The sequence below is a fragment of the Pseudomonas xionganensis genome, from assembly GCF_009763245.1.
Classification (GTDB): domain Bacteria; phylum Pseudomonadota; class Gammaproteobacteria; order Pseudomonadales; family Pseudomonadaceae; genus Aquipseudomonas; species Aquipseudomonas xionganensis.
In genome coordinates this window covers 1687161-1708975 of the sequence record NZ_WKJZ01000001.1, presented here as the reverse complement: position 1 = coordinate 1708975, position 21815 = coordinate 1687161, and the positions used below count along the sequence as shown (strand labels likewise).

Below are 21815 nucleotides of genomic sequence, written 5' to 3'. Positions count from 1 at the left end.
CCACTCGCTTCGCTCGTTGGGACGGGCTAAAGCCCGCCCCTTAACTAACCGTTAGCCCAAGAATGAAACCGCCATGATTGAAGTTTCCGAAAAATATTTCACGTTTGGAAAAAGCACTTTTATGAAGGAGGTAGTAATTCCGGTAGGCGAAGTGATTGAAGACATAGCAAGAGAACATCCCTGCACTGATGACATTGATTTAAAAATAACACCTCGTCCCACAGCATTTCTTTCCGGCTTAGAAGCCCTGATCGGTGTATCAGTTTTTCTAGCCGGCTGGGCTGGAAATAAATTTCTCGATGAGATTTATGACGCAAAACTGGGACCAGCAATTAAAAGTCTTTTAAAGACATATATTGAAAAGGCTGGACCAGATAAAAAATACTCACTCGCAATTTTAGCGCGAAATAAAGGCTCAATGGGATCTGCGTTGATATGCTGCGTTGGCTCTTCTATAAATGAAATTGAATCGTCTGAAAAGCATATCCCTGCGACTGTCTCCATCGCAGAAAACTTCTTAAAATCTTCAAATGAGAACTCCATCTATCTTTTCGTGATAGATAACGGAAAAGTTAATCTTGAGCCTGAAGTTTATCAAAGTCATGAAAAAGCGCTGGAAGGTTTGAAGAGGATGTATCCTGCCAAAATGCCAGCCCGAACCTCTCTACCAAAAGGCTAACAATAGGTTCAAACCGTTCGCTGCGCTCACTGGGACGGGCTAAAGCCCGCCCCTTAACCAAACGTTAGCTACAACGTTACAAATACAAATCATTTAACCACTGATGAAAGTCGGCACGACAATGGACAAAAACCGAAGCAAATCAGCGCCGCATCACTGCCCGGTGCAACGATCCCAGATCGCCTCCTATGGGATTACAACCCCGCCGCCCTGGCCCTTGCGGCATGCAGCTTCTTGTAGCTGTCGATCAGGCGCAGGTGCCGGTCCATCCCTTCCAGCTTCATGCTGGTGGGCGTCAGGCCGTAGAAACGCACGCTACCGTCCACCGAACCGATGGCCGCGTCCATTCGCTCGTTACCGAACATGCGGCGGAAGTTGGGCTCGAAGTCGGCCATGTCGAGGTCGACATCCAGTTCAACTTCCAGCACCACGTTAAGCGCCTGGTAGAACAGGCCGCGCTCGACCGTATTGTCGTTGTACTGCAGGAAGGCCTCGGTCAGTTCCTTGGCCTCATCGAACTTCTGCAGCGCCAGGTAGATCAGCAGCTTCAGCTCCAGAATGGTCAGCTGGCCCCACACGGTGTTGTCGTCGAATTCGATGCCGATCAGGGTGGCGATATCGGTGTAGTCGTCGCCGTCGTACTGCTCCAGGCTCTTGAGCAGGCTCTTGAGGCGCATATCGCTCAGGCTGTGCAGGTTGAGGATGTCGGAGCGGAAGATCAGCGCCTTGTTGGTGTTGTCCCAGATCAGGTCCTCGACCGGGTAGATCTCCGAGTAGCCCGGCACCAGGATGCGGCAGGCGTTGGCACCGAGGTCGTCGTACACCGCCATATAGGCCTCCTTGCCCATGTCTTCGAGGATGCCGAACAGGGTCGCGGCTTCCTGCTCGTTCGAGTTCTCGCCTTCGCCCGAGAAGTCCCACTCGACAAACTCGTAGTCGGCCCGGGCGCTGAAGAAGCGCCAGGACACCACACCGCTGGAGTCGATAAAGTGTTCGACGAAGTTGTTCGGCTCGGTCAGCGCGTGGCTGTCGAAGGTGGGCTGCGGCAGGTCATTCAGCCCCTCGAAGCTGCGACCCTGGAGCAGTTCGGTGAGGCTGCGTTCCAGCGCCACTTCCAGGCTTGGATGGGCACCAAAGGAAGCGAATACGCCGCCGGTGCGCGGGTTCATCAGGGTCACGCACATCACCGGGAATTCGCCGCCGAGCGACGCATCCTTGACCAGCACGGGGAAGCCCTGCTCCTCCAGGCCCTGGATGCCGGCGAGGATGGCCGGGTACTTGGCCAGCACTTCTTGCGGCACGTCCGGCAGGGCCAGTTCGTTCTCCAGGATCTCGCGTTTGACCGCGCGCTCGAAGATTTCCGACAGGCACTGCACCTGGGCCTCGGCCAAGGTGTTGCCGGCGCTCATGCCGTTACTCAGGAACAGGTTCTCGATCAGGTTGGACGGGAAGTACACCGTCTCGCCATCAGACTGACGCACAAAGGGCAGCGAGCAGATGCCGCGCGCCTTGTTGCCGGAGTTGGTATCGATCAGGTTCGAGCCGCGCAGCTCGCCGTCCGGGTTGTAGATGGCCAGGCAATGCGCGTCGAGGATTTCTTCCGGCAGGCTGTCGCGCGGGCCGGGCTTGAACCAGCGCTCGTTGGGGTAATGGACGAAATCGGCACCCGCGATTTCCTCGCCCCAGAACTGGTCGTTGTAGAAGAAGTTGCAGTTCAGCCGTTCGATAAACTCGCCCAGCGCCGAGGCCAGCGCGCTTTCCTTGCTCGCACCCTTGCCGTTGGTGAAGCACAGTGGCGACTGCGCGTCGCGGATATGCAGCGACCAGACGTTGGGCACGATATTGCGCCAGGAGGCGATCTCGATCTTCATCCCCAGTTCGGCGAGGATGCCCGACATATTGGCGATGGTTTCTTCCAGCGGCAGGTCCTTGCCGAGGATGCGCGTGCCGGGGCCTTCGCTCAGCGCCGGGATCAGCAGGGCCTGGGCGTCGGCGTCGAGGTTGGCCACTTGTTCGATGACGAAGTCGGGGCCTTCCTGCACCACCTTCTTCACCGTGCAGCGATCGATGGAGCGCAGGATGCCCTGGCGATCCTTGTCGGAGATGTCGGCCGGCAGCTCAACCTGGATCTTGAAGATCTGCTTGTAGCGGTTTTCCGGGTCGACGATGTTGTTCTGCGACAGGCGGATATTGTCGGTGGGGATGCCCCGCGTCTGGCAGTAGAGCTTGACGAAGTAGGCCGCGCACAATGCCGAGGACGCCAGGAAATAGTCGAACGGCCCCGGCGCCGAGCCATCGCCCTTGTAGCGGATGGGCTGGTCGGCAATCACCGTGAAGTCATCGAACTTGGCTTCGAGACGCAGGTTGTCGAGAAAGTTGACCTTGATTTCCATGGGGGTTTACCACAAGCGAGCCGGACGAATGGGGCGCCATTATCCGGCTTTTGCGGCGGAAGTCTTGCCCAACAGGGCCTGTCACGACCGGGGGTTGCTGCAAAACGGCGCGGCTGCGCTTGCCAAGCTGCGGAACTTGGCCTAATCACAGAGGTCTGCGCTAGTTGCTTGTCGCCCACTCACTCACGGCTGCCCATTCAGCCGGCAAGGACATCCATGAACAGACTCAACACCACCCTGGCCGCCCTGCTGACTACCCTGCCCCTGGCCGCCTGCGCCACGCCGCCAGCGGCGCTCAAGCCCTTTCCCCAGGCCGAGGCCGGCCAGGTGCGCCATGTGATCGCCCTGCCGGCGCGGGACAATGAGGCCGACCAGCGCGTCGAGCTGATCGTCGGCAAAACGCTGGAGGTGGATTGCAACACCCGCTGGCTGGGCGGCGAGTTGCAGGAGAAGACGGTGCAGGGCTGGGGCTATAGCTACTACCAGCTGGATCAGCTCGGCCCGGCCGCCAGCACCCTGATGGCCTGCCCGGACGACAGCCGCCGCCAGGCCTTTGTCCCCCTGCGTGGCGAGCCCCTGCTGCTGCGCTACAACAGCCAGCTGCCACTGGTGGTCTACACCCCGGCCGATGTGGAAGTGCGCTACCGCATCTGGTCCGCCGCCCCCGACAGCGAAGCGGCCGTGCCACAGTAGCAGCCACCTCGACCTGCGGTATTGGGCTATCGCACGGGGCCACTCCTCACGCCATAAGCGCCCTTCAGGGCGCGCCAAACAGCGCCGTCCAGTAGATCCCCGCATCGCTCTTGGGGTCCACCGCATAGGCGGCGCCCAGCTCACTGAACTGCGGGTTCATCAGGTTGGCACAGTGCCCCGGGCTGGCCAGCCAGCCGGCCACGATATCGGCGACGGCTGCACGCCCGGCGGCGATATTTTCCCCCTGGCGCTGGCCACTGTAGCCGGCCAGTTCGGCGCGGTCGCCGGGGGTACGGCCATCGCGGTCGCGGTGGGCGAAATAGTTGTGGTTGGCCATATCGCGGCTGTGGCTTTCGGCGGCCAGTGCCAGGCTGGCATTCCAGGCCAGCGCAGGAGCGGCCGCAAAGGCCTGGGCACCGCACTGGCGAGCCTGGGCGCGGGCGGCATTGATCTGCACGCGCAGCCGTTCACCTTCGGTCTGCCAGTCACCCAGGCGGGCACTCAGAAGGGGCCGAGCCAGAAGGATGCGCCAGTCGCGCGCCTGGCGGCTGATGCCGATATCGACAAATTGTGGATCAAGCAGGGTCTGACAGAAGCTGTCCTGCAGCACCTGCAGCGCTGCCTGGGCATCGCGTGGGCCGGACAGGCTGATGGCCTGCACGTTGACCATGGGATAACCGGCCGCGCTCAACGCCTGCTGCAGGTCACCCGCCCCATTCACCGGCAACACCAGGCGGGTGTCCTGAAGCAACGGCGGTAGCTCCTCGGACACCTTCTCCGCGCAGCGCTGCACCTCGCTGCGGTACTGGTTGATAGCCGTCAGCAGCTGCGCCTCTTCGCTGGCACCCACCAGCGCGGAGCTCAACAGCAACGGCGCCAGGGACCAACCGGCCAGGCGTGATCTGAGAGTCATGGCAAGCTCCTTGATTGATTGCCGGCATGATGCGGATTGAGGGCCAGCCAAGGCAAGTGAGACAACCCGATGCCATTTGCCGATGACTGAAATGACTACGCCCCCGCAGGCTGACCTGCGGGGGCGTATTTTTCAGGGGGTCTGCCAGCGGCGAGCTTATACGGCGCGCAGCTGCTCCTCGGCGAGGAAGTCTTCACGCAGCAGGGCATCCTGGCTGCTGCCTGCCTCCACTACGACCTCGGCATGCTGCTGGGCGGCGCGCTTGCTGCGCAGTTTGCCAAACTGGTGATCCAGGGCGTGCTGGAGTTTTTCCAGGGCGCCTTCGATGGCCAGCTCCAGGGCATCGGCCTTGTGGCTGACGGAAATAGGTTGCAGCCCCTTGGGCCGGGCTTCGATCTGGCAGCGCTTGTCCTGTGCGCCGGCCTTCGCGCCGTTTTCATCGTTGAGGTGGACGACGATGCGGGTCAGCTCGTCGTCGTAGCGCTCCAGCTTGCTGGCGACACTGGCGCTGACCCAGTCAGCCAGGCGGGCACTGCCTTCGATATGGTTATCGCTGTGAACTTGGATTTGCATACTGCTTTTCCTTCTTCCGTTCGCGAATAGCGTCGCCTCCTGAGGCGACACCTGCAGACTACGCCATTGCCTGGGGATTTGGGCAAGTCTTTAACGCTTTGTCGCAATTGCCTGATCTGGATCAGCCCCAACCGGCCGCCGTCACGCAGGCGGTCGGGGCGTCAGCGCCCAGGGTTTGACTGACCCGGCCATTGGGTTAGGCTTGCCGCCTTAATCACCCAAGGAGCATCCCCCATGGCCCGCGCCACTGCCCGTCACATCCTGGTTTCCAGCGAAGCCAAGTGCAATGAACTGAAAGCCGCCATCGAAGCCGGCGCCGACTTCGCCCAGGTGGCCAAGGACAACTCCAGCTGCCCGTCCAGCCGCCAGGGCGGCGACCTCGGCTCGTTCGGCCCGGGGCAGATGGTCAAGGAGTTCGACACCGTGGTCTTCAGCGCGCCGGTCGGTGTGGTCCAGGGCCCGGTGAAGACCCAGTTCGGCTACCACCTGCTGGAAGTCACCAGCCGCCAGGACTGAGTCTGGCGCTAGTGACACAAGGCCGGTGCCGCTGAGCGGCGCCGGCCTTTTTAGTTTTTATCGGACGGCTTTTTCTCGCCGCGCACGCCCACATCCTTCCAGCCCACATGCCAGGGGCTGTGCAGCCAGGCCTTCAGCCGTGGGACAAAACCGATGGGCGCGCTGGCCTGCGACTGGGATTCGGATGCACCGGACGCGGCGGTTTCAGGCTCCAGCCCAGGTTCCGCTTCCGCTTCCGGCTCAGGCTGGGCGCTCGACTCGGCCATGACCTGCTGCTCCCCAACCTCGATGCTGTCGATGGGCATGGGCAGTTCGGCCAGACTCAGCCCGGCCTCGATATGGTTCAGGTTGGCCGCCAGGGCCTGATCCAGCACCTGATAAAACTGCTGCTGGCTGGCGGAGCAGGCCGGATTACCCAGCATCAGGGCCAGGTCACTGCGCATATCCTGGATATGACTGACCAGGGCCTGGGTCATGCCCTGCTCCTTCTCCGTCACACTCACCAGGCGTTGCTCGATCTCGTGCTGAGGCAATGGCAGCTGCAACGGCTCGATAAACTGCCCACGGCGTTCCAGCAGAATGCGCATGGCAATGGCGGTGCGGGCAAAGCGATTGAATTCATTGACCCTGGGCTGGATCTGTTCCAGGTCGAGGGCCGAGGTGCGGGCATCATCCACCAGCTGCAGGGCCAGCTGACACATGTGCGCCAGGCTCTGCAGGACCCGCTGATCCAGGGCATGGATGCTATTGCGCAATTCGCCATCGCTGAGCTGGGCAACCCGGGTGCGAATGGTTTCGAAGGCCCGCATATCCCGCAAAGACACCTGGGCCTGACCGCCATCGCCCAGCTGCAACATGGCCTGCAGACCACTGCGCAACAGCTCCAGGGCTTCACTCAGGTGGATCAGCCCCTGCAACACAGCACGCTTCTTTTCCAGCAGCAGCACCTGCTGGGCAAATGGCAAAGCATTGTTCACGCTATTCTCCGACCCGTACGCCCGTCCCCATGTGCAACCGATTGGCTGGCAGCCTCGCAGGCCGCAGCTTGGCTCATTCTGCAGCAAAGCCTGGGCCCTGTAACAGCCCCAGCCACGTGGCAGGATGGCGCGCCCGCATTTGCAGGGTGCCAGGCTGCGTCGGAGCGATTAAAATCGCCCACCTGTATGCGTTCACCCCCTGGTCGCGTCAGGGCATCAGTGCCCGATCACCCGGCCAGCGGCTGCAACGTCTTCTATTGCCACAGAAAAGAGAACAGCCATGGGCGCCCAGTGGAAAGCCAAACCTAAAGAAGCCGCCGCCAATGCCAGGGGCAAGATTTTCGGCCGTCTGGTCAAGGAAATCATGATCGCCGCGCGTAACGGCGCCGACCCGGACATGAACCCCAAGCTGCGCCTGGCCGTACACCAGGCCAAGAAAGCCTCCATGCCCAAGGACACCCTGGAGCGCGCCATCAAAAAAGGCGCGGGCCTGCTCGGCGAGACCGTCAACTTCGAGCGCACCACCTACGAAGGCTTCGCCCCTCACCAGGTGCCGGTGATCATCGAATGCCTGACCGACAACGTGAACCGCACCGTGGCGGAAATCCGCGTGCTGTTCCGCAAGGGCCAGATGGGCGCTTCCGGCTCGGTGACCTGGGATTTCAACCATGTCGGCATGATCGAGGCGTCCTCGGACAGCGGCGCCGACCCGGAGCTGGCGGCCATCGAGGCCGGCGCCCAGGACTTCGAGCCGAGTGACGAGGGCAACACCCTGTTCGTGACCGAACCCACCGATCTCGACGCCGTGTGCAAGGCGCTGCCCGAGCAGGGCTTTACCGTCAACTCGGCCAAGCTGGGCTATATGCCCAAGAACCCGGTCAGCGGCCTGAGCGCCGAACAGCTGGAAGAGGTCGAGGCCTTCCTTGAAGCCCTGGACGCTCACGACGACGTGCAGAACGTCTATGTCGGCCTGAGCGGCTAAGCCAAGGACGCCCCGGTATGCCGTCAGGGAGGGCGGCATACCTGCCGGGCCCGCAGCGGCGACACAGCCTGCCAGGCGCTCACTGCAGAGAAACGTGCCGAACGGCACCCTCAAGCCCGCGCAAAGGGCGTAAAATCCATGTCCCCGGCTTGCCCAAGCCCGATGTGATCACAAGGACGTTGTCCCAGAGGATTAGCACCGTGTACAGAATTCTCAGCCTGAGCGCCTGCCTGCTGCTCACGGCCTGCGCCAGCAGCCCGCAATCGCTCTACCAGACCTCGGTCAAGGCCGGCCACTCGCCGATGGCCAGCAGCACCCTGGAAGCCATCCACAACACCCAGGCCATTCCGCTGCCGATCAGCTCCGAGTTGTTGGCGCCACAGTGGCCGATCAGCGCCGACGAACCGCGCCTGGACTTTGGCAGCTCCATCTCCAATTACCGGGTGTTTTCCCTGGAGCTGAAGAAAGGTGAGCGCTACACCCTCAATGTTCAGTCGCTGTGCCGCAAGCCCTGCGTCAGTTTCAACAAGCTGGCCCTCAAGCCCAAGGCCATGCTCCTCGACAGCTACGGTGCGATTATCGCCAGCAAGCCATCACGGGCCTCCGCCCAGGTGGGCCAGGTCAACCTGAGCTGGGATGGCGAAGCCCCGGAAGACGGCACCTACTACCTGCTGGTGGCCGCCGACAACGACAACCTGGGTGAAACCATCGTGATCGATGACGTGTGGGTGAACAACTCGCCCCTGATGGCGGTCAAGGTGGGCATGACCAGCTCGCCCTTCGGCAAGATCAGCGCCTTCTCCTCGCCACTGCAGAACTGATCGACGCCCAACCTGGGCGGCCAGCATGCCGGCCTTGACCGCCACCGTCGTGGTTATGGACACTGACCCTTCCTCACTCGCGGGAATGCCCCATGCGCCGGCACTGGTTAACCACCCTGGGTCTGCTGTTCGGCCTGCAGACGGGCCTGGTGCAGGCCCGAACCCTGGATGTTGAACTGCAGATCCAGCATATCGGTGGTGTGCTCAGCGCCAGCGAGCTGGCGGCCATGCTGGCCTCACCCCGGCTCAGCGTGACCGCAACCTTCGAGCCGCGCTAGCTGATCCCCGGGGTCACCGCCAGGCTCGAACGCATCATGCCGATCGGCAGCCGCCTGTTTCCCATCCTGCACCACCTTGAGCTGACGGGCACAGTGCTGGAACGCGGCCCCCGCCAGCTGCACTTTCGCATTGCCCAGGTGCCCGAAGGACATCGCAGCTACCGCCTGAGCGAGCTGCGCGTGGCCCTGCCGCTGCAACCGGAAGGCACCAGCCCGAACTTTATCGACTTCGCCCTGGCGCATCTGCCGGAGCCCGGCCAGGCCTTGCAACTGGGTATGCTCAGCAGCCAGCACAGCCTGGAGCTGGGCATGCGCCTGCGTTATCGCTGGAGCGACGGCCCCGCCCAACTGACACCTCTGATTCAGCAGTGCGACCGCCATGTCCAGGCGATCGATGCCGAGCGTTATCGATTCCGCGCCCGCCATCCCCTGGCCAACCTTTTTCGCGAGCTGGCCTCCGATGTGCAGAGCGACCCACCTCGCCAGCCACCCGCCGGACAACGCAGTTATCAGCTGCACACTGCACTTCCGGATTTTCTCCAGGGCTGGCAACTGCAGCGCCAGCACTTGCTGCAACTGCAACGGGGAGCGCATCAGCTGGAGCGCCTGACCCTGGTTGCCGAACGTGGCGCAAATTCCAGCTGTCAGGAACGCCTCAACTACGAGGCGCTGTTTGTCGATACCCAGCTGGTGGAACTGGAAGCCAGCCTGAGCTGCCACGCCGCCGGCCCATCCCACTGGCTGTCCGCCAGCTGGCTGGAAGATGGCAGCCTGGCCACCCTGGCCAGTGGCGAGGGGGATCAGCCCAGTCGCTCCTGGGACGCCTTTGTCGCCGGCCAGCCCGGTTGCCACAGCGACGATCCAGGCCCGAGCCTGCCTAGCCTGCATCAACATCAGCAGCGCCTGCAGCAGTTGCGCCAGGCCTTTTTGCAGCAGCCGTTGCCCTGAGCAGATCACGTCACTTTATTGATCGGCAGCAAGGCACCAGGCGGCCAAGGCTCTAGCATGGGCGCATAACCAGAACAGCGCCCTTGCGTGTAAACCCCCGTCAGCATGAGGTTTACCATGAGCATCACATCTTCCAGCATTTGCGCCGCGGCCGATGCCCTGAGCGGCTTTGTCGGTTTCAATCACAAGAGCGGTCAGCATATCGTGCGTTTCTCCGAGGACTCCTTTGGCCTGGATGTCGACGAAGCCAGCATCACGCCCTGCAGCGAATTTGTCTGGCGCCGCCTTGCAGGCGATCTGATGACCCTGGATCGCGCGCGCCTGGGTCTGCTGCTGCAGCAGAATATCGATGAGCGCCTGAATATCAGCGAGCCGCTGCGGGTGTATCAGCGCCGCCAGGATCTCCCGGAAATCCAGGCCGAGAGACGCCTGCTGCCGAGCTGATGGCGCGCATGACTACAGGCGACAGGCGCAGGCTGGCATAATGCGCCAGCCGCCTGAGCCCGCCTCAGGTCCGCCACGAAAGGACTCGTTCACCATGCCCCGCCTGAGCTGTTGCCTGTTTCTGCTAGTGCTCCTGCTGCCAAACCCGGCGCCGCTTCTGGCCGAAGAACTGCGCTACCCGCGCCGCGCCGATGGCGACGAATTTCGCTCAAGCTATATGCTGGCCCAGCTGCAGCTGGCCCTGGACAAGGCCCACAGCCCGCTGCGTCTGACCCCGACGCCCCACCCCATGGAGCAGGAGCGCGCCCTGCTCAATCTGCAGCGCGGCGAACACCTGGACGTGGTCTGGAGCATGACCAGCCACGAGCGCGAACAGCGCCTGCTCCCCGTGCGTATTCCGCTGGACAAGGGCCTGTTCGGCTGGCGCATCGCCCTGCTGCCGGCCGGTCAGGGGCAGCGCCTGAGCCAGGTATACGGGCTGGATGACTTGCGCCACTTCTCGGCCGGCCAGGGCCACGACTGGCCGGACACCCATATATTGCGCAGTCATGGCCTGCCGGTACAGGTGTCGTCCAGCTATGCCAGCCTGTTCCATATGCTCAGGGCCGAGCGTTTCGACTATTTTCCGCGGGCGCTGATCGAAATCTGGGATGAGCTGGAACAGCCCCGAGGACAGGGGCTTGAGGTCGACCCCCATGTGCTGCTGCGCTACCCCACCGCGATGTATTTCTTCTTCTCGCCGCAGCGCCCGGACCTGGCCGCGACGGTACGCCTGGGGCTGGAGCGAGCCCTGGCCGATGGCGACTTCGACCGACTGTTCAAACAGCATTTCGCCGCCCCGCTGGCCCGTAGCAAGCTCGCCCAGCGGCGCATCATCGAGCTGCACAATCCCCTGCTGCCCGCCGCCACGCCCCTGGTGCGGCGCGAATTGTGGTTCAGTCCACAAGCTCTGAGCCAGGCGCAAGCCGCTCAACCGTCCCGCCACTGAGGCTGGCCTGAACGGCCGCACGACTATGGGCGGCAAACCGGCGGAACAACTCCACCAGCAATTGCTCCAGCAGCGGATCGGCCTGGCTACGGCTCAACTGATTGCCCGCACTGAACCCCGGCGCCTGCTCGGGCTGACGGGCCAGCCAGTCGCCAATCAGCTGATCGAAACGATCCGCCGTGGCATGGGACTCGGCAGCCACCACCTGCACCGGGTAATCCACCGAGAAAGGCAGATACGGCTGCGCCGGCGCTTCACTGTAGGCGCGCAAAAGCGGGTGCTGCGACTCGCCCGCCTGCAGCAGCTGCTGCATCCGCTCCAGCTGGTACTCCTCGATGGCGGTATGCCGGTCGGCGACGCGGGCAATCGCGCCCTCGCGCTGCTCGGGATACCCGGCAGCGGCCTTCAGGGCAATCAGGATCAGCTCCGGGGTGGAAAACCCCGGCACCGTCTTGGCGTGATAGGGCTGGGTCAGATCCTGCAGGTAGTGCAGGGCCCAGCCGAGAAAGCGATAGCCCCAGTAGTCATGTCCGCGGGTAAAGGCCAGGCGGGCCAGGCCGGTGTATTGATAGATGCGCCAGTGCGGCAGGGTGCGGCGCAGGTAGGGCGCGGCCTGGAAGATGATCTCGCCCTCGTGGTAGTAGCCAATATGGAACGGTGCCTGGGAGGAATACTCGAAACGCGCGTCGCCAAATGGCTGCTCGCCGAAGTTATAGCGTGCCCCCGCCGCCCCGGGGTTGTCGCTGAACAGGTTGATATCGTGGCCATAATCCGGTTCATCGGCGGCGCTGCTCAGGACCTGCAGCACATCGACCGCTTCCCCCGGGTTCAGCTGCAGATACTGCCAATGGCTCCAGGGCCCCAACTTGCGAAACACCAGCACCTTCTCAATCGGCAAGCGCTGACGCTGCGCGCCATCCTGCCCGGGCAACAGCTGCACGAAAGGCGCCAGACGCACTTCGGGGTTGACCCGCAGGGCCTGGATAAAGGCCCCACGCAAGTCCGCTGCCGCAGCCGAGAAGCGCAGTTCGTCGGGGCGCACCGGATAATCGGGAAAGTGCTCCCGGGCAAAGGCTTCCTGCTCATCGAGCAGCTGCTCGATGAGCCCGGCCTGGGCGACGAGAAAATCCTCCAGCGCCTCATAGCGCACCTGCCCCTGCAATTCAGGCAGCTGCCGCAAGGCCAACTGGCTGCCCAGGGCATGATTGGACCAGGCCCACCCCGACAGGGGCCAGGCCACTAGACAGCAGGCGGACAACAGGGCAGCCAGGTACTTCACGGGCACTCTCGCAGGCAAACGGCAGGTCATCCAGACTAGCGCCTGGGCAAGCATTTGGCACTGTCGTATCACGTCAACCCAGTCACGAATCAGGCACCCCCGGTCTTGTCGGACCAGGCAGGTGATGTGACCATGCTCCCCCCTTCGCGCTCAGTCCTGCCATGCACTACCGCCTGCTGCCCACCCCGCTCAAGCCCCTGGCTGACAAGTTCTATCGCAGCCAGCGCAGCCCCATGCGCGCCAGTGCCGCGGCGCAGGTCTGGGTTGCGCAGAAGGATGCAATCATCGCCTCCCTGTGCCTGCGCGCGGTGGATGACGGTTTGTGGCTGACCGGCCTGCTGGTCATGCCCGATTGGCGCGGCCAGGGCATTGCCACTCGCTTGCTGACAGAGGCCCTGGCGGATCGGCGCATGCCGGTGTGGCTGTTCTGCCACCCGGACCTGCAGCCCTTTTACCAGCGCCAGGGCTTCAGGCCCGCCCCACTGTTGCCGCCGACATTGCACCAGCGGCTCAAGCGTTATCAGCTGACCAAGAAGCTGGTCGCCATGCACTGCCAACCCCAGTGAAGAGCTGCAGTCGGCCATTCGCCCCGGCCGGAGGCACCGTTCGGCGGATCGACACCGATACTGGCACATTGCTCAAGATTGCTATTGCCAGCGATGGGCAAAGCTCTGCATGCTTACCGGGCATTTGCTGCACATTTGGGGGTAAATGCACACTAACCGGGCACTGACCCAGGCTTGATAACAACGACTAGAAGCGGCCACCTCCATGCGCATATCGCGGTTGCTCAGGCGCCTGCGGAAGGATTTCCAGCTATCCATCATCACCCTGATGGGCCTGTTTGGCGTGCTCGGCATTTCCCCCTATGCCGTCTACCGCCTGCTGGAAGGCAACTACCTGGTGGGCATCGCCGATAGCGTGATCGTACTGTCCACGGTATTCGCCGTGGTCTATGCCTGGCGCACCGGCGATACGGTGAAACCCGGCACCTACCTGGCCGTCATCTTCTCCATAGCCGCCACGCTGATCGCCATCAACCTGGGCATCAATGGCCTGTTCTGGCTGTATCCGCTGATTCTCTTCAACTTCTTCATGACCGATCCGGGCAAGGCGCTGATCAATGTCAGCGGCATAGTCGCGGCCCTGATCGGCTATGCCCATTTCAACCCCGGCGCGGTGTTTGAAAGCGACTACCAGATGGTGTCCTTTCTGGTCACCAGCCTGATGGCCTGCGTCCTGACCTTTATCTTCGCCTACCGCACCCGTAGCCAGAATGACCAGCTGCAGCAGCTGGCCATCCAGGACCCCCTGACCGGCGCACGCAACCGCCGGGCCATGAACGAGGAGCTGCGCATCGCCAGTGCCCTGCAGCGCCGCCACGGCAACGGTTATGGGGTTCTGGCGATGGATCTGGATCACTTCAAGCAGATCAACGACAGCTATGGTCACCAGGCCGGTGATCAGGTGCTGATCCAGTTTGTCGAACTGATCAAGAGTTCATCACGCAAGGAAGATCGCCTGTTCCGCTTCGGCGGCGAGGAGTTCCTGCTGCTGTTGCCCAATACCGATCAGAGTGGCCTGCAAGCCGCCGCCGAACACCTGCAGGTCCAGGTCAATGCCGAATTGCGTGGCCCCGGCGGCCCGGTGACCATGTCCGTGGGCGGTGCCCTGCTGCGCCGTGACGAACACTGGGAAGCCATGCTGCAGCGCGCCGATGAGTGCCTGTACCAGGCCAAGAGCAGCGGCCGTAACTGCATCATCATCGCCGATGAAGCCGGCGCGCCCCAGCAGCAGACCGTGGACTGACGGTTTTAATCTTTGCTTACAACAATGGCGGTGAAAAAGCTCAAACGCATTCAATAGGCCTGTAACAAGCGACGAACCCGTCGGTCTATTGCCAGGATCATTGCGTAGAGAACTGCCATGAAACGACGTACCCTGCTCAAGAGCCTGGCCCTGCTGCCGGCCCTGCCCCTGGCCGGCAACAGCCTGGCCGCCCCGCTTGCCCCGCCCAGCGTCACCGCCCTGGACACGCCCCATAGCCGTTGGCGCCCCCTGTTGTCCGACGAGGCCTATGCCGTGCTGTTCGAAGAAGACACCGAGCGCCCCGGCAGCAGTCCGCTGAACCAGGAAAAGCGCCCTGGCACCTACCTGTGCGCTGCCTGCTACCTGCCGCTGTTCGACAGCCAGCACAAATACGAAAGCGGTACCGGCTGGCCCAGCTTTACCCAGCCGATTGCCGGGCATATGGCGACCAAGCGCGATTTCAAGCTGTTTATCCCACGGACCGAATACCACTGCGCCCGCTGCGGCGGTCATCAGGGCCATGTATTCAACGACGGGCCACCGCCACGCGGCGAGCGCTGGTGCAACAACGGCCTGGCCCTGCACTTCGTGCCCCGGGGCGAAGCCTTGCCTGAACTGCGGAGTTAACCATGCACAAAGCATTTACCGGTCTGCTGGCCCTGTGCGCCAGCCTGCTGCTGGGTTGCGGCGCCCCGCCCCAGGCCGCCAGCAATGGCAATCAAAGCGATATCGACAAGGCCGAGGCGGTCTTTGCCGGCGGCTGTTTCTGGTGCACCGAGGCGGACTTCGACAAGCTGCCCGGCGTACTCAAGACCACCTCGGGCTATATGGGCGGCCACCTGGAAAACCCCAGCTATGAACAGGTATCGAGCGGCACCAGTGGCCATATCGAAGTGGTGCAGGTGATCTACGACCGCAAGCAGATCAGCTATGCCCAGTTGCTGGAAGCCTTCTGGCCAACCATCGACCCGCTCAATGGCAACGGTCAGTTCTGCGACCGCGGTCCGCAGTACCGCAGCGCCATCTTCTACGCCAATAGCGACGAGCAAACCCTGGCCGAAGCCTCGAAAGCCGCCCTGCAAAGCTCGGGGCGCCTGCCTGGCAAGGTGGTCACGGAAGTTCTCCCCAGCAGCACCTTCTACCCGGCCGAGGATTACCATCAGGATTACTACCAGCGCAATCCACTGCGCTATGCCTACTACCGCAATGGCTGCGGCCGTGATCAGCGCCTTGAGCAGTTATGGGGCCCTAAATCCTGAGTGCGAGGCACATGCTTGGCCAGAAGAGCCCCAGGCGGCAGCGCCTGACTTACTGCAACAGATGGCGCTGCACCAGGCGGGCATAGCTGCCATCGGCCACCAGCCCCTGCAGCGCCTTGGCATAAGCCTGCACAAAGGCGGGATCGGTTGAGCGCTTGCTCAACGCCACCTCCGCAGGGTCGCTGGACACCACCACAGACGTGGCCTTGATCTGATCATCGAGGCCCAGCTGGTGCAATTCATAGGCGCCCGTCAGTTCGTCGGCGATCACCCCATCAATCCGCCCCTTGCCCACCATCTTCCAGAGACTGGCGCGCGTAGCCACCGCCACCACCCGAGCCGCAAATACCGGGTCGCTCATCAACTGCTGATAATCCGCACCATAGGACACATTGATCTGCGTACCGAGGCGAAAGGCCGTGTGCTGCAACTCCAGCAGACTGCTCGCAGGCCAGCGCTCTAGCGCCTGCTGATGCATAAACAGAATATTGCGCGAAGGCGGCAGAACGGTGCCGGAGAAATGCGCATATTCCTCCCGCTCCGGGCGGCGAAAGGCGCCGGGCAGAATATCCAGCCGCCCCAGTTCCAGCTCCTTGAGCGCCCTGGCCCAGGGCAGTTTACGAAGCCGGGCCTGACAGCCCATACGTGCCAGAGCCGCACGGTTGAGTTCAACATAGATGCCCACCACGGCACCCTCTTCGTCCAGCATGCTGAACGGTGGATCATCGTCCCAACGCAGGGTTTTCTCACAGCTCGCCTGGCTCTGGCCGGCCCAGGCAAACGCCAGGAAGACAACCAGTGCCGACTGAAAAATACGCGACTTCAACAGAGGAAGAGTGACATTGCTCAAGGTCATGACTCAGAGGCGATGAAACACGAGCGCCGTAGCGGGATAGCCTTCCCGAAGACTCCAGGCCGGAAGGCGTTGCCCGAGTCTAGCAGCCTTTACAACGGCTCAGACACAAGCCCTATCCTTGAGCCCATTCAGCCAGGCCGGATCAAAGTCGTTCTGCTGCACATCCAGCCCGGCCTGCTCCATGGCCTCGCGGTGCTGATCGATCTCACGCAGCATCTGGCTAAGGTCACTGGTATTGCCATCGAGCTGGTGCATCTGGCTCACCCCCAGGTGATAGAAGCGCAGCACCCGCATGGCCTGCGGATCACCTAGCGCCACAGCTGCCTTGAGCAGGTGCATCTGGTTGGTGATACGCAGCAGGTTGCGTTTGAGCTGCCAGCCATACACGGCCGGCGCCATCCAGGGCTGCGACCAGAGTTTCAGACGCACCAGGGCGATGGTCAGCACCAGGCCCAGCAACACCCCAGCCAGGTTCCAGCGAAAGTTGTCACCACCCGGCTCGCCAAACAGCTGCACGGCCAGAGTGGACAACAGCATGGCCAGCAGCACGAACACTGCAATCAGGGCCATGGCAATACGCCGGGTCTGCTGGCGATAGGTTTCCGGGTACATGGGCTGGATGGTGAACATGGCTATTAGCTCCGTAATAGGCAATCAGGCCTCAACCTGACTCCACTGTTTGCTCAGTCGCTTATCCGACACCGGCAGCTTGGTACCCAGCTGCTGGGCGAACAGCGACACGCGGTACTCCTCCAGCAACCAGCGATACAGCACCAGCTGCGGGTCGCGCTTGCCTTCCTGGGCGTGTTTGCCCAGGCGCGCCTGATACTGTTCCCAGTAGCCGGCCAGCTCGCCGCTCCAGACGCGGTCGCGCTGCACCTGGCCGGCGATCTTGTCCAGGCGTTGCTCAATGGCCTTGAGATAACGCGGTACTTCCTTGAGCCACTGCGCCGGGGTTTCGCGGACGAAACCGGGATACACCAGATTGCTCAGCTGCAGCTTGATATCGTTGAGCGCCATGGCCATCGCCAGATCGATCTTGCCCTTGAAGCGCTTCTGCAGGCCGTGCCACAGCTTGAGGATGTCCAGGGTCAGCCTGGCCAGGCGTTCGGCATGACTGGTCCAGTCGCCACGCTTGCGCTCGGCCAGTTGCGCCAGAGCCGCCCCGTCGCGCGGTAGCGGCTCGCTGCCCTCGAGGATGCAACTGTCCAGGCTGGCCAGCAGGATATCTTCGACCAGTGCCTCGACCCGGCCCAGTTCGCGATAGAGCAGCGCCAGCTCGGTAAGCCCCGGTAATTTTCCGCGCAGGAATTTCGCCTGCTCAGCCAGTTGCTGCAGCAGCAAACGCTGCAGGGCACGACGATGCTGGAACTCGGCCTCGGCCAGGGTGGGGAAGCGCCCTTCCTTGACCACGCCGGTCTCCTCCACCAGCGCCGGGTAGACGGTCATGGACAGACCGGCGACCTGCTGCTGGGTCTTGGCCGCCACCTCGGCAAAGACCTTGGCCTCCACCGGCTGCTGGCTCCTGGCGCTTTGTGGCAGGGCCAGGCCGGCCTGGGTCGCCGCGCTAAAGCGTGCGGTCAGTTCACTCAGATCGCGGCCTTCACCGAGGGGTTTGCCCTGGTTGTCGACCACCTCGATATTCATCCGAAGATGGCTTTCCAGTTGCGCAGCGGACTCGGCCCAAGCCTCCTCGCTGACCCGCGCACCGGTCATACGGGTCAGCTCACGCCCCAGAGACTCGGCCAGGCTGCCCTCGGCGAACTGGATCTTGGCCAGCGCCGCGCCGACAAAATCCGGCACCGGCACAAAATTCTTGCGCAGCGCCTTGGGCAGGCCGCGCACCAGGGCCATACACTTGGCCTCCAGCAGGCCTGGCACCAACCATTCCAGGCGCTCGGGCGGCAGTTGCGGCAACAACGGCGCCGGTACGCGCAGGGTCACGCCGTCACGGGGGTGGTTGGGCTCGAAGTGATAGAAAAGCGGCAGGGTCAGTTCACCCAGGCGCAGTGTGTCCGGGTACTGGGCGGCGGTGACTTCCTTCGCATCACGGGCCAGCACATCCTCTTCACGCATCAGCAGCAGCTGCGGATCTTTCGCGCTTTCGCGCTTGTACCAGCTGTCGAAGCTGGCAGCCTGATAGATATCCGCCGGCAGACGCGCTTCATAGTAGGCAAACAGGGTTTCTTCATCGGCCAGAATGTCGCGGCGGCGCGCCTTGGCTTCCAGCTCGTCGAGTTTTTCCAGCAGCTGGCGGTTGGCGCTCAGGCACTTGGCGCGCGAGTTGATCTCACCACCCACCAGGCCCTCGCGGATAAACAGCTCGCGTGAGGCCACAGGGTCGATGGGGCCGAAATGCACCGGGCGGCGGCCGACCACGATCAGGCCGTACAGGCTGATCTGCTCATAGGCCACCACCTGGCCGCGCTTCTTCTCCCAGTGCGGCTCCAGATGGTTTTTCTTGACCAGGTGGCCGGCCAGCGGCTCGATCCAGTCCGGCTCGATCTTGGCCACCATGCGCGCGAACAGCTTGCTGGTTTCCACCAGTTCGGCGGCCATCAGCCAGACCGGTTTCTTGCGACCGATCACCGAGGATGGGTGCACCCAGAAGCGCCGCTGACGCGCACCAAGATAGTCGCCGTCTTCGGTTTTCTGGCCGACCTGACTCAGCAGGCCAGCGAGGATGGCTTTGTGTACGGCGGCATAGCCTTTGGCGCGCTGGGCGGCCTGATCCTTTTCGGCCAGCTCTCGCTCCTTGTAGGAGCCAGCTTGCTGGCGATCCTGTGTCTCCGACGCCTGACCTTTAGCCCGCTGATCGCCAGCAAGCTGGCTCCTACCCCGTTCGCTGTGACCTGGTGATAGCTGTAGATCACGGGTAATCAGCACCAGCTGACGATGCGCGTCACGCCACTCACGCAGCCTGAGGTAGTTGAGAAAGTTCTTCCGGCACCAACTGCGCAGCGCGCTGGAGCCTAGGGCCTGGCGCTGCTCCTCGAAGCCGCGCCACAGATTGATCAAGGCGGCGAAGTCCGAATCCACATCCTTCCACTGGGCATGGGCCCCATCTGCGGCCTGCTGACGGTCGGACGGGCGCTCGCGCACATCCTGCACCGACAAGGCGCTGGCGATGATCAGGATCTCTTCCAGACTGCCCTGTTTAGCCCCTTCCAGCACCATACGGCCCAGGCGTGGGTCCACCGGCAAGCGCGCCAACTGGCGGCCCAGTGGCGTCAGCTGGCCTTCGCGGTTGACCGCCGAGAGCTCCTGCAGCAGGTTGAAACCGTCGCTGATGGCCTTGCCATCCGGCGGCTCGATAAAGGGGAAGTCTTCGATGTTGCCCAGGCGCAGGTGCAGCATCTGCAGGATCACCGCCGCCAGGTTGGTGCGCAGGATCTCCGGATCGGTGAATTCGGGACGGGCGAGAAAATCCTCCTCGCTGTACAGACGAATGCAGATGCCCGGCTCGACCCGCCCGCAGCGGCCCTTGCGCTGGTTGGCGCTGGCCTGGCTGATGGCCTCGACGGGCAGGCGCTGTACCTTGGCGCGGTAGCTGTAGCGGCTGATGCGCGCCGTGCCCGAGTCGATCACATAGCGGATGCCCGGCACGGTCAGGGAAGTTTCCGCCACGTTGGTGGCCAGCACGATCTTGCGCGCGCCCATGGGCGCGAAGATCTTCTGCTGCTCGGCCGGGGTCAGCCGTGCATAGAGCGGCAGCACTTCAGTCAGGCGCAGATTGGCCTTGCGCAGCACCTCGGCGGCCTCACGAATCTCGCGTTCACCGGGCAGGAACACCAGCACATCGCCGGGGCGCTTGCCTTCGGCTTTCTCGAAGGCAGCGATTTCATCCAGAGCCGCGAGAATCGCCTGATCCACCGACAGGTCTTCCTCGACCCGGTTGCCCTCTTCATCCTGCTCGGCGGCCAGGGGCCGGTACCAGGTGTCCACCGGGTAGGTGCGCCCGGACACCTCGATAATCGGCGCATCGCCAAAATGCCTGGAGAAGCGCTGCAGGTCGATGGTGGCCGAGGTGATGATCAGTTTGAGATCGGGCCGGCGCGTCAGCAGGGTCTTGAGAAAGCCCAACAGGAAGTCGATGTTCAGGCTGCGTTCGTGAGCCTCGTCGACGATCAGGGTGTCGTACTTTTCCAGGTAGCGGTCGTGCTGGGTCTCGGCCAGCAGGATGCCGTCGGTCATCAGCTTGATCAGGCTGCGCTCGTTGCTCTGGTCCTCGAAGCGCACCTGATAGCCGACCAGCTCGCCCAGGGGCGTGCCGATTTCCTCCGCCACCCGTGTCGCTACGCTGCGCGCGGCCAGACGGCGCGGCTGGGTGTGGCCGATCAGGCCATGCACGCCGCGGCCCAGCTCCAGGCAGATCTTTGGCAGCTGAGTGGTCTTGCCCGAACCGGTTTCCCCGGCGATCACCACCACCTGATGCGCGGCGATGGCCGCCTTGATCTCCTCGCGCTTGGCGGCAATCGGCAGGGCATCGTCGTAGCACATAATCGGCACGCTCTGGCGGCGCGCTTCGACCCGGGCCTTGGAGGCTTCGAAGCGCTGCAGCCACTGCGCGAGCTTGGCCTCGTCCACCGGTGTCTGCTTGCGCAGCTCGTGCAGCTGGCGGCGCAGGCGATGGCGATCGCCCAGCAGGGTCTGGTCGAGGTTCTTCAGCAGTTGATCAAAGGCGGGGGCAGCGTCGGTCATCGGGCAATCGCGAGGGTGGGGTCAAGGGGAAGAGCCGGAGGGCAGCGATTGTCGCAGATTTGCCCCGGGGAAAACGACCGCGGGGGCAGAAAGCAAAAAGCCCATCGGCGATGGGCTTTCTGGTTTGCGCACAGAACCTGTTTACGATCTCGCGAGCTAGAGCAGTGCAAGGCAAAAACAGGCGAGGAAGCGGAGTTTACTGGTGTAAATGAGCATTCCGAGCCTGTTTTTAACGCAGCAGGGCCGACGCGCAGCAGATCGTAAATAGGCTCTCAGAGTGCCGCCACGTCGTCGGCCTGTAAGCCTTTCTGCCCCTGGGTTACCGCATATTCGACCTTCTGCCCCTCGACCAGGGTGCGGTGGCCTTCGCCTCGGATGGCGCGAAAATGTACGAATACATCCGCGCCGCTCTCGCGCTGAATAAAGCCATACCCCTTGGCATCGTTGAACCACTTGACGGTCCCGGTTTCGCGCTCAGCCATTACCTGTATCTCCAGCATGCAATTTTTATTATTTGGCGGCAGCCAGTGAATCTGCCCTGCACCACCGAGGGCCGAGTATAAAACAGCCTCGGTGACTGAAAAGCACTTTTTACATAAAGGCTGCAGCACCTACAGGCCAGGGGCTGCAGCGCTTTTCGCAGAAGGGAAGGCAAGGCGCAGAATGGGTTGGCGCGCAGCCGCGCCACCCATCCAGCCTTGACGGC

22 protein-coding genes are annotated in these 21815 nt (G+C 62.8%); 13 read left to right on the top strand and 9 right to left on the bottom strand.

What is annotated here, in order from left to right:
* Window positions 1-73: 73 nt before the first annotated feature.
* Complete coding sequence (locus tag GJV18_RS07840) at window positions 74-679, top strand: hypothetical protein (protein ID WP_160344187.1); 606 nt, start codon at window positions 74-76, stop codon at window positions 677-679.
* Window positions 680-873: 194 nt separating this feature from the next.
* Here GJV18_RS07840 and GJV18_RS07835 read toward each other — a convergent pair whose 3' ends face one another.
* On the bottom strand, window positions 874-3072 hold the full coding sequence (locus tag GJV18_RS07835) for an OsmC domain/YcaO domain-containing protein (RefSeq protein WP_160344185.1): 2199 nt from the start codon (window positions 3070-3072) through the stop codon (window positions 874-876).
* Window positions 3073-3288: 216 nt separating this feature from the next.
* On the opposite strand from GJV18_RS07835, the gene eco reads away from it, so the two are divergent.
* On the top strand, window positions 3289-3765 hold the full coding sequence (gene eco / locus GJV18_RS07830) for a serine protease inhibitor ecotin (RefSeq protein ID WP_160344183.1): 477 nt from the start codon (window positions 3289-3291) through the stop codon (window positions 3763-3765).
* Window positions 3766-3829: 64 nt separating this feature from the next.
* Here eco and GJV18_RS07825 read toward each other — a convergent pair whose 3' ends face one another.
* On the bottom strand, window positions 3830-4678 hold the full coding sequence (locus GJV18_RS07825; RefSeq protein ID WP_160344181.1) for a CAP domain-containing protein: 849 nt from the start codon (window positions 4676-4678) through the stop codon (window positions 3830-3832).
* Window positions 4679-4834: 156 nt separating this feature from the next.
* On the bottom strand, window positions 4835-5251 hold the full coding sequence (locus tag GJV18_RS07820) for an HPF/RaiA family ribosome-associated protein (protein ID WP_160344179.1): 417 nt from the start codon (window positions 5249-5251) through the stop codon (window positions 4835-4837).
* A gap of 234 nt (window positions 5252-5485) precedes the next feature.
* On the opposite strand from GJV18_RS07820, the gene GJV18_RS07815 reads away from it, so the two are divergent.
* Entirely contained in the window at window positions 5486-5767 is a 282-nt protein-coding gene (locus GJV18_RS07815; RefSeq protein ID WP_160344177.1) for a peptidylprolyl isomerase, read from the top strand.
* A 50-nt stretch (window positions 5768-5817) separates the two neighbouring features.
* On the opposite strand, the gene GJV18_RS07810 is transcribed toward GJV18_RS07815, so the two are convergent.
* Window positions 5818-6744, bottom strand: a complete 927-nt coding sequence (locus GJV18_RS07810) for a hypothetical protein (protein WP_160344175.1) — start codon at window positions 6742-6744, stop codon at window positions 5818-5820.
* Window positions 6745-7024: 280 nt separating this feature from the next.
* On the opposite strand from GJV18_RS07810, the gene GJV18_RS07805 reads away from it, so the two are divergent.
* From GJV18_RS07805 to GJV18_RS07780, 6 genes are all read left to right on the top strand, one after another.
* Window positions 7025-7726 (top strand): YebC/PmpR family DNA-binding transcriptional regulator, encoded by a 702-nt coding sequence (locus tag GJV18_RS07805; protein ID WP_160344173.1) that lies wholly within the window; start codon window positions 7025-7027, stop codon window positions 7724-7726.
* A 200-nt stretch (window positions 7727-7926) separates the two neighbouring features.
* The gene (locus GJV18_RS07800) at window positions 7927-8547 is read left to right on the top strand and encodes a hypothetical protein (RefSeq protein WP_160344171.1); all 621 of its coding nucleotides are present in this window, start codon (window positions 7927-7929) and stop codon (window positions 8545-8547) included.
* 92 nt (window positions 8548-8639) lie between these two features.
* Window positions 8640-8825 (top strand): hypothetical protein, encoded by a 186-nt coding sequence (locus tag GJV18_RS07795; protein ID WP_160344169.1) that lies wholly within the window; start codon window positions 8640-8642, stop codon window positions 8823-8825.
* Window positions 8826-8861: 36 nt separating this feature from the next.
* Entirely contained in the window at window positions 8862-9773 is a 912-nt protein-coding gene (locus GJV18_RS07790) for a hypothetical protein (protein ID WP_160344167.1), read from the top strand.
* 117 nt (window positions 9774-9890) lie between these two features.
* The gene (locus GJV18_RS07785; protein ID WP_160344165.1) at window positions 9891-10217 is read left to right on the top strand and encodes a DUF2025 family protein; all 327 of its coding nucleotides are present in this window, start codon (window positions 9891-9893) and stop codon (window positions 10215-10217) included.
* A gap of 94 nt (window positions 10218-10311) precedes the next feature.
* Window positions 10312-11205 (top strand): transporter substrate-binding domain-containing protein, encoded by an 894-nt coding sequence (locus GJV18_RS07780; RefSeq protein ID WP_218571973.1) that lies wholly within the window; start codon window positions 10312-10314, stop codon window positions 11203-11205.
* On the opposite strand, the gene GJV18_RS07775 is transcribed toward GJV18_RS07780, so the two are convergent.
* A complete protein-coding gene (locus GJV18_RS07775) occupies window positions 11153-12475 on the bottom strand; it encodes a phospholipase C/P1 nuclease family protein (protein WP_218572070.1) in 1323 nt (440 codons plus the stop codon). The two genes, GJV18_RS07780 and GJV18_RS07775, sit on opposite strands and share 53 nt — an antisense overlap.
* 170 nt (window positions 12476-12645) lie before the next feature.
* Between GJV18_RS07775 and GJV18_RS07770 the strand changes: the two genes are divergently transcribed.
* The 4 genes from GJV18_RS07770 (at window position 12646) to msrA (ending at window position 15552) form a co-directional block, all read left to right on the top strand.
* Window positions 12646-13050 carry a GNAT family N-acetyltransferase gene (locus tag GJV18_RS07770; RefSeq protein WP_160344161.1) on the top strand — a complete coding sequence of 135 codons (405 nt, stop codon included), beginning with the start codon at window positions 12646-12648 and terminating at the stop codon, window positions 13048-13050.
* A 205-nt stretch (window positions 13051-13255) separates the two neighbouring features.
* Window positions 13256-14293 carry a GGDEF domain-containing protein gene (locus GJV18_RS07765; protein WP_160344159.1) on the top strand — a complete coding sequence of 346 codons (1038 nt, stop codon included), beginning with the start codon at window positions 13256-13258 and terminating at the stop codon, window positions 14291-14293.
* Between the two features lie 117 nt (window positions 14294-14410).
* Window positions 14411-14920 (top strand): peptide-methionine (R)-S-oxide reductase MsrB, encoded by a 510-nt coding sequence (gene msrB / locus GJV18_RS07760; RefSeq protein WP_160344158.1) that lies wholly within the window; start codon window positions 14411-14413, stop codon window positions 14918-14920.
* A 2-nt stretch (window positions 14921-14922) separates the two neighbouring features.
* Window positions 14923-15552: a peptide-methionine (S)-S-oxide reductase MsrA gene (gene msrA, locus GJV18_RS07755; protein WP_160344156.1), complete on the top strand. Its 630-nt coding sequence runs from the start codon at window positions 14923-14925 to the stop codon at window positions 15550-15552.
* A gap of 49 nt (window positions 15553-15601) precedes the next feature.
* On the opposite strand, the gene GJV18_RS07750 is transcribed toward msrA, so the two are convergent.
* The 4 genes from GJV18_RS07750 to GJV18_RS07735 form a co-directional block, all read right to left on the bottom strand.
* Window positions 15602-16408, bottom strand: coding sequence for a substrate-binding periplasmic protein (locus GJV18_RS07750; protein ID WP_160344154.1), 807 nt, complete (start codon window positions 16406-16408; stop codon window positions 15602-15604).
* 99 nt (window positions 16409-16507) lie between these two features.
* On the bottom strand, window positions 16508-17038 hold the full coding sequence (locus tag GJV18_RS07745) for a DUF3087 domain-containing protein (RefSeq protein WP_160344152.1): 531 nt from the start codon (window positions 17036-17038) through the stop codon (window positions 16508-16510).
* A gap of 24 nt (window positions 17039-17062) precedes the next feature.
* Entirely contained in the window at window positions 17063-21109 is a 4047-nt protein-coding gene (hrpA, locus tag GJV18_RS07740) for an ATP-dependent RNA helicase HrpA (protein ID WP_160344151.1), read from the bottom strand.
* Between the two features lie 272 nt (window positions 21110-21381).
* Window positions 21382-21591 carry a cold-shock protein gene (locus tag GJV18_RS07735; protein WP_160344150.1) on the bottom strand — a complete coding sequence of 70 codons (210 nt, stop codon included), beginning with the start codon at window positions 21589-21591 and terminating at the stop codon, window positions 21382-21384.
* Window positions 21592-21815: the final 224 nt, after the last annotated feature.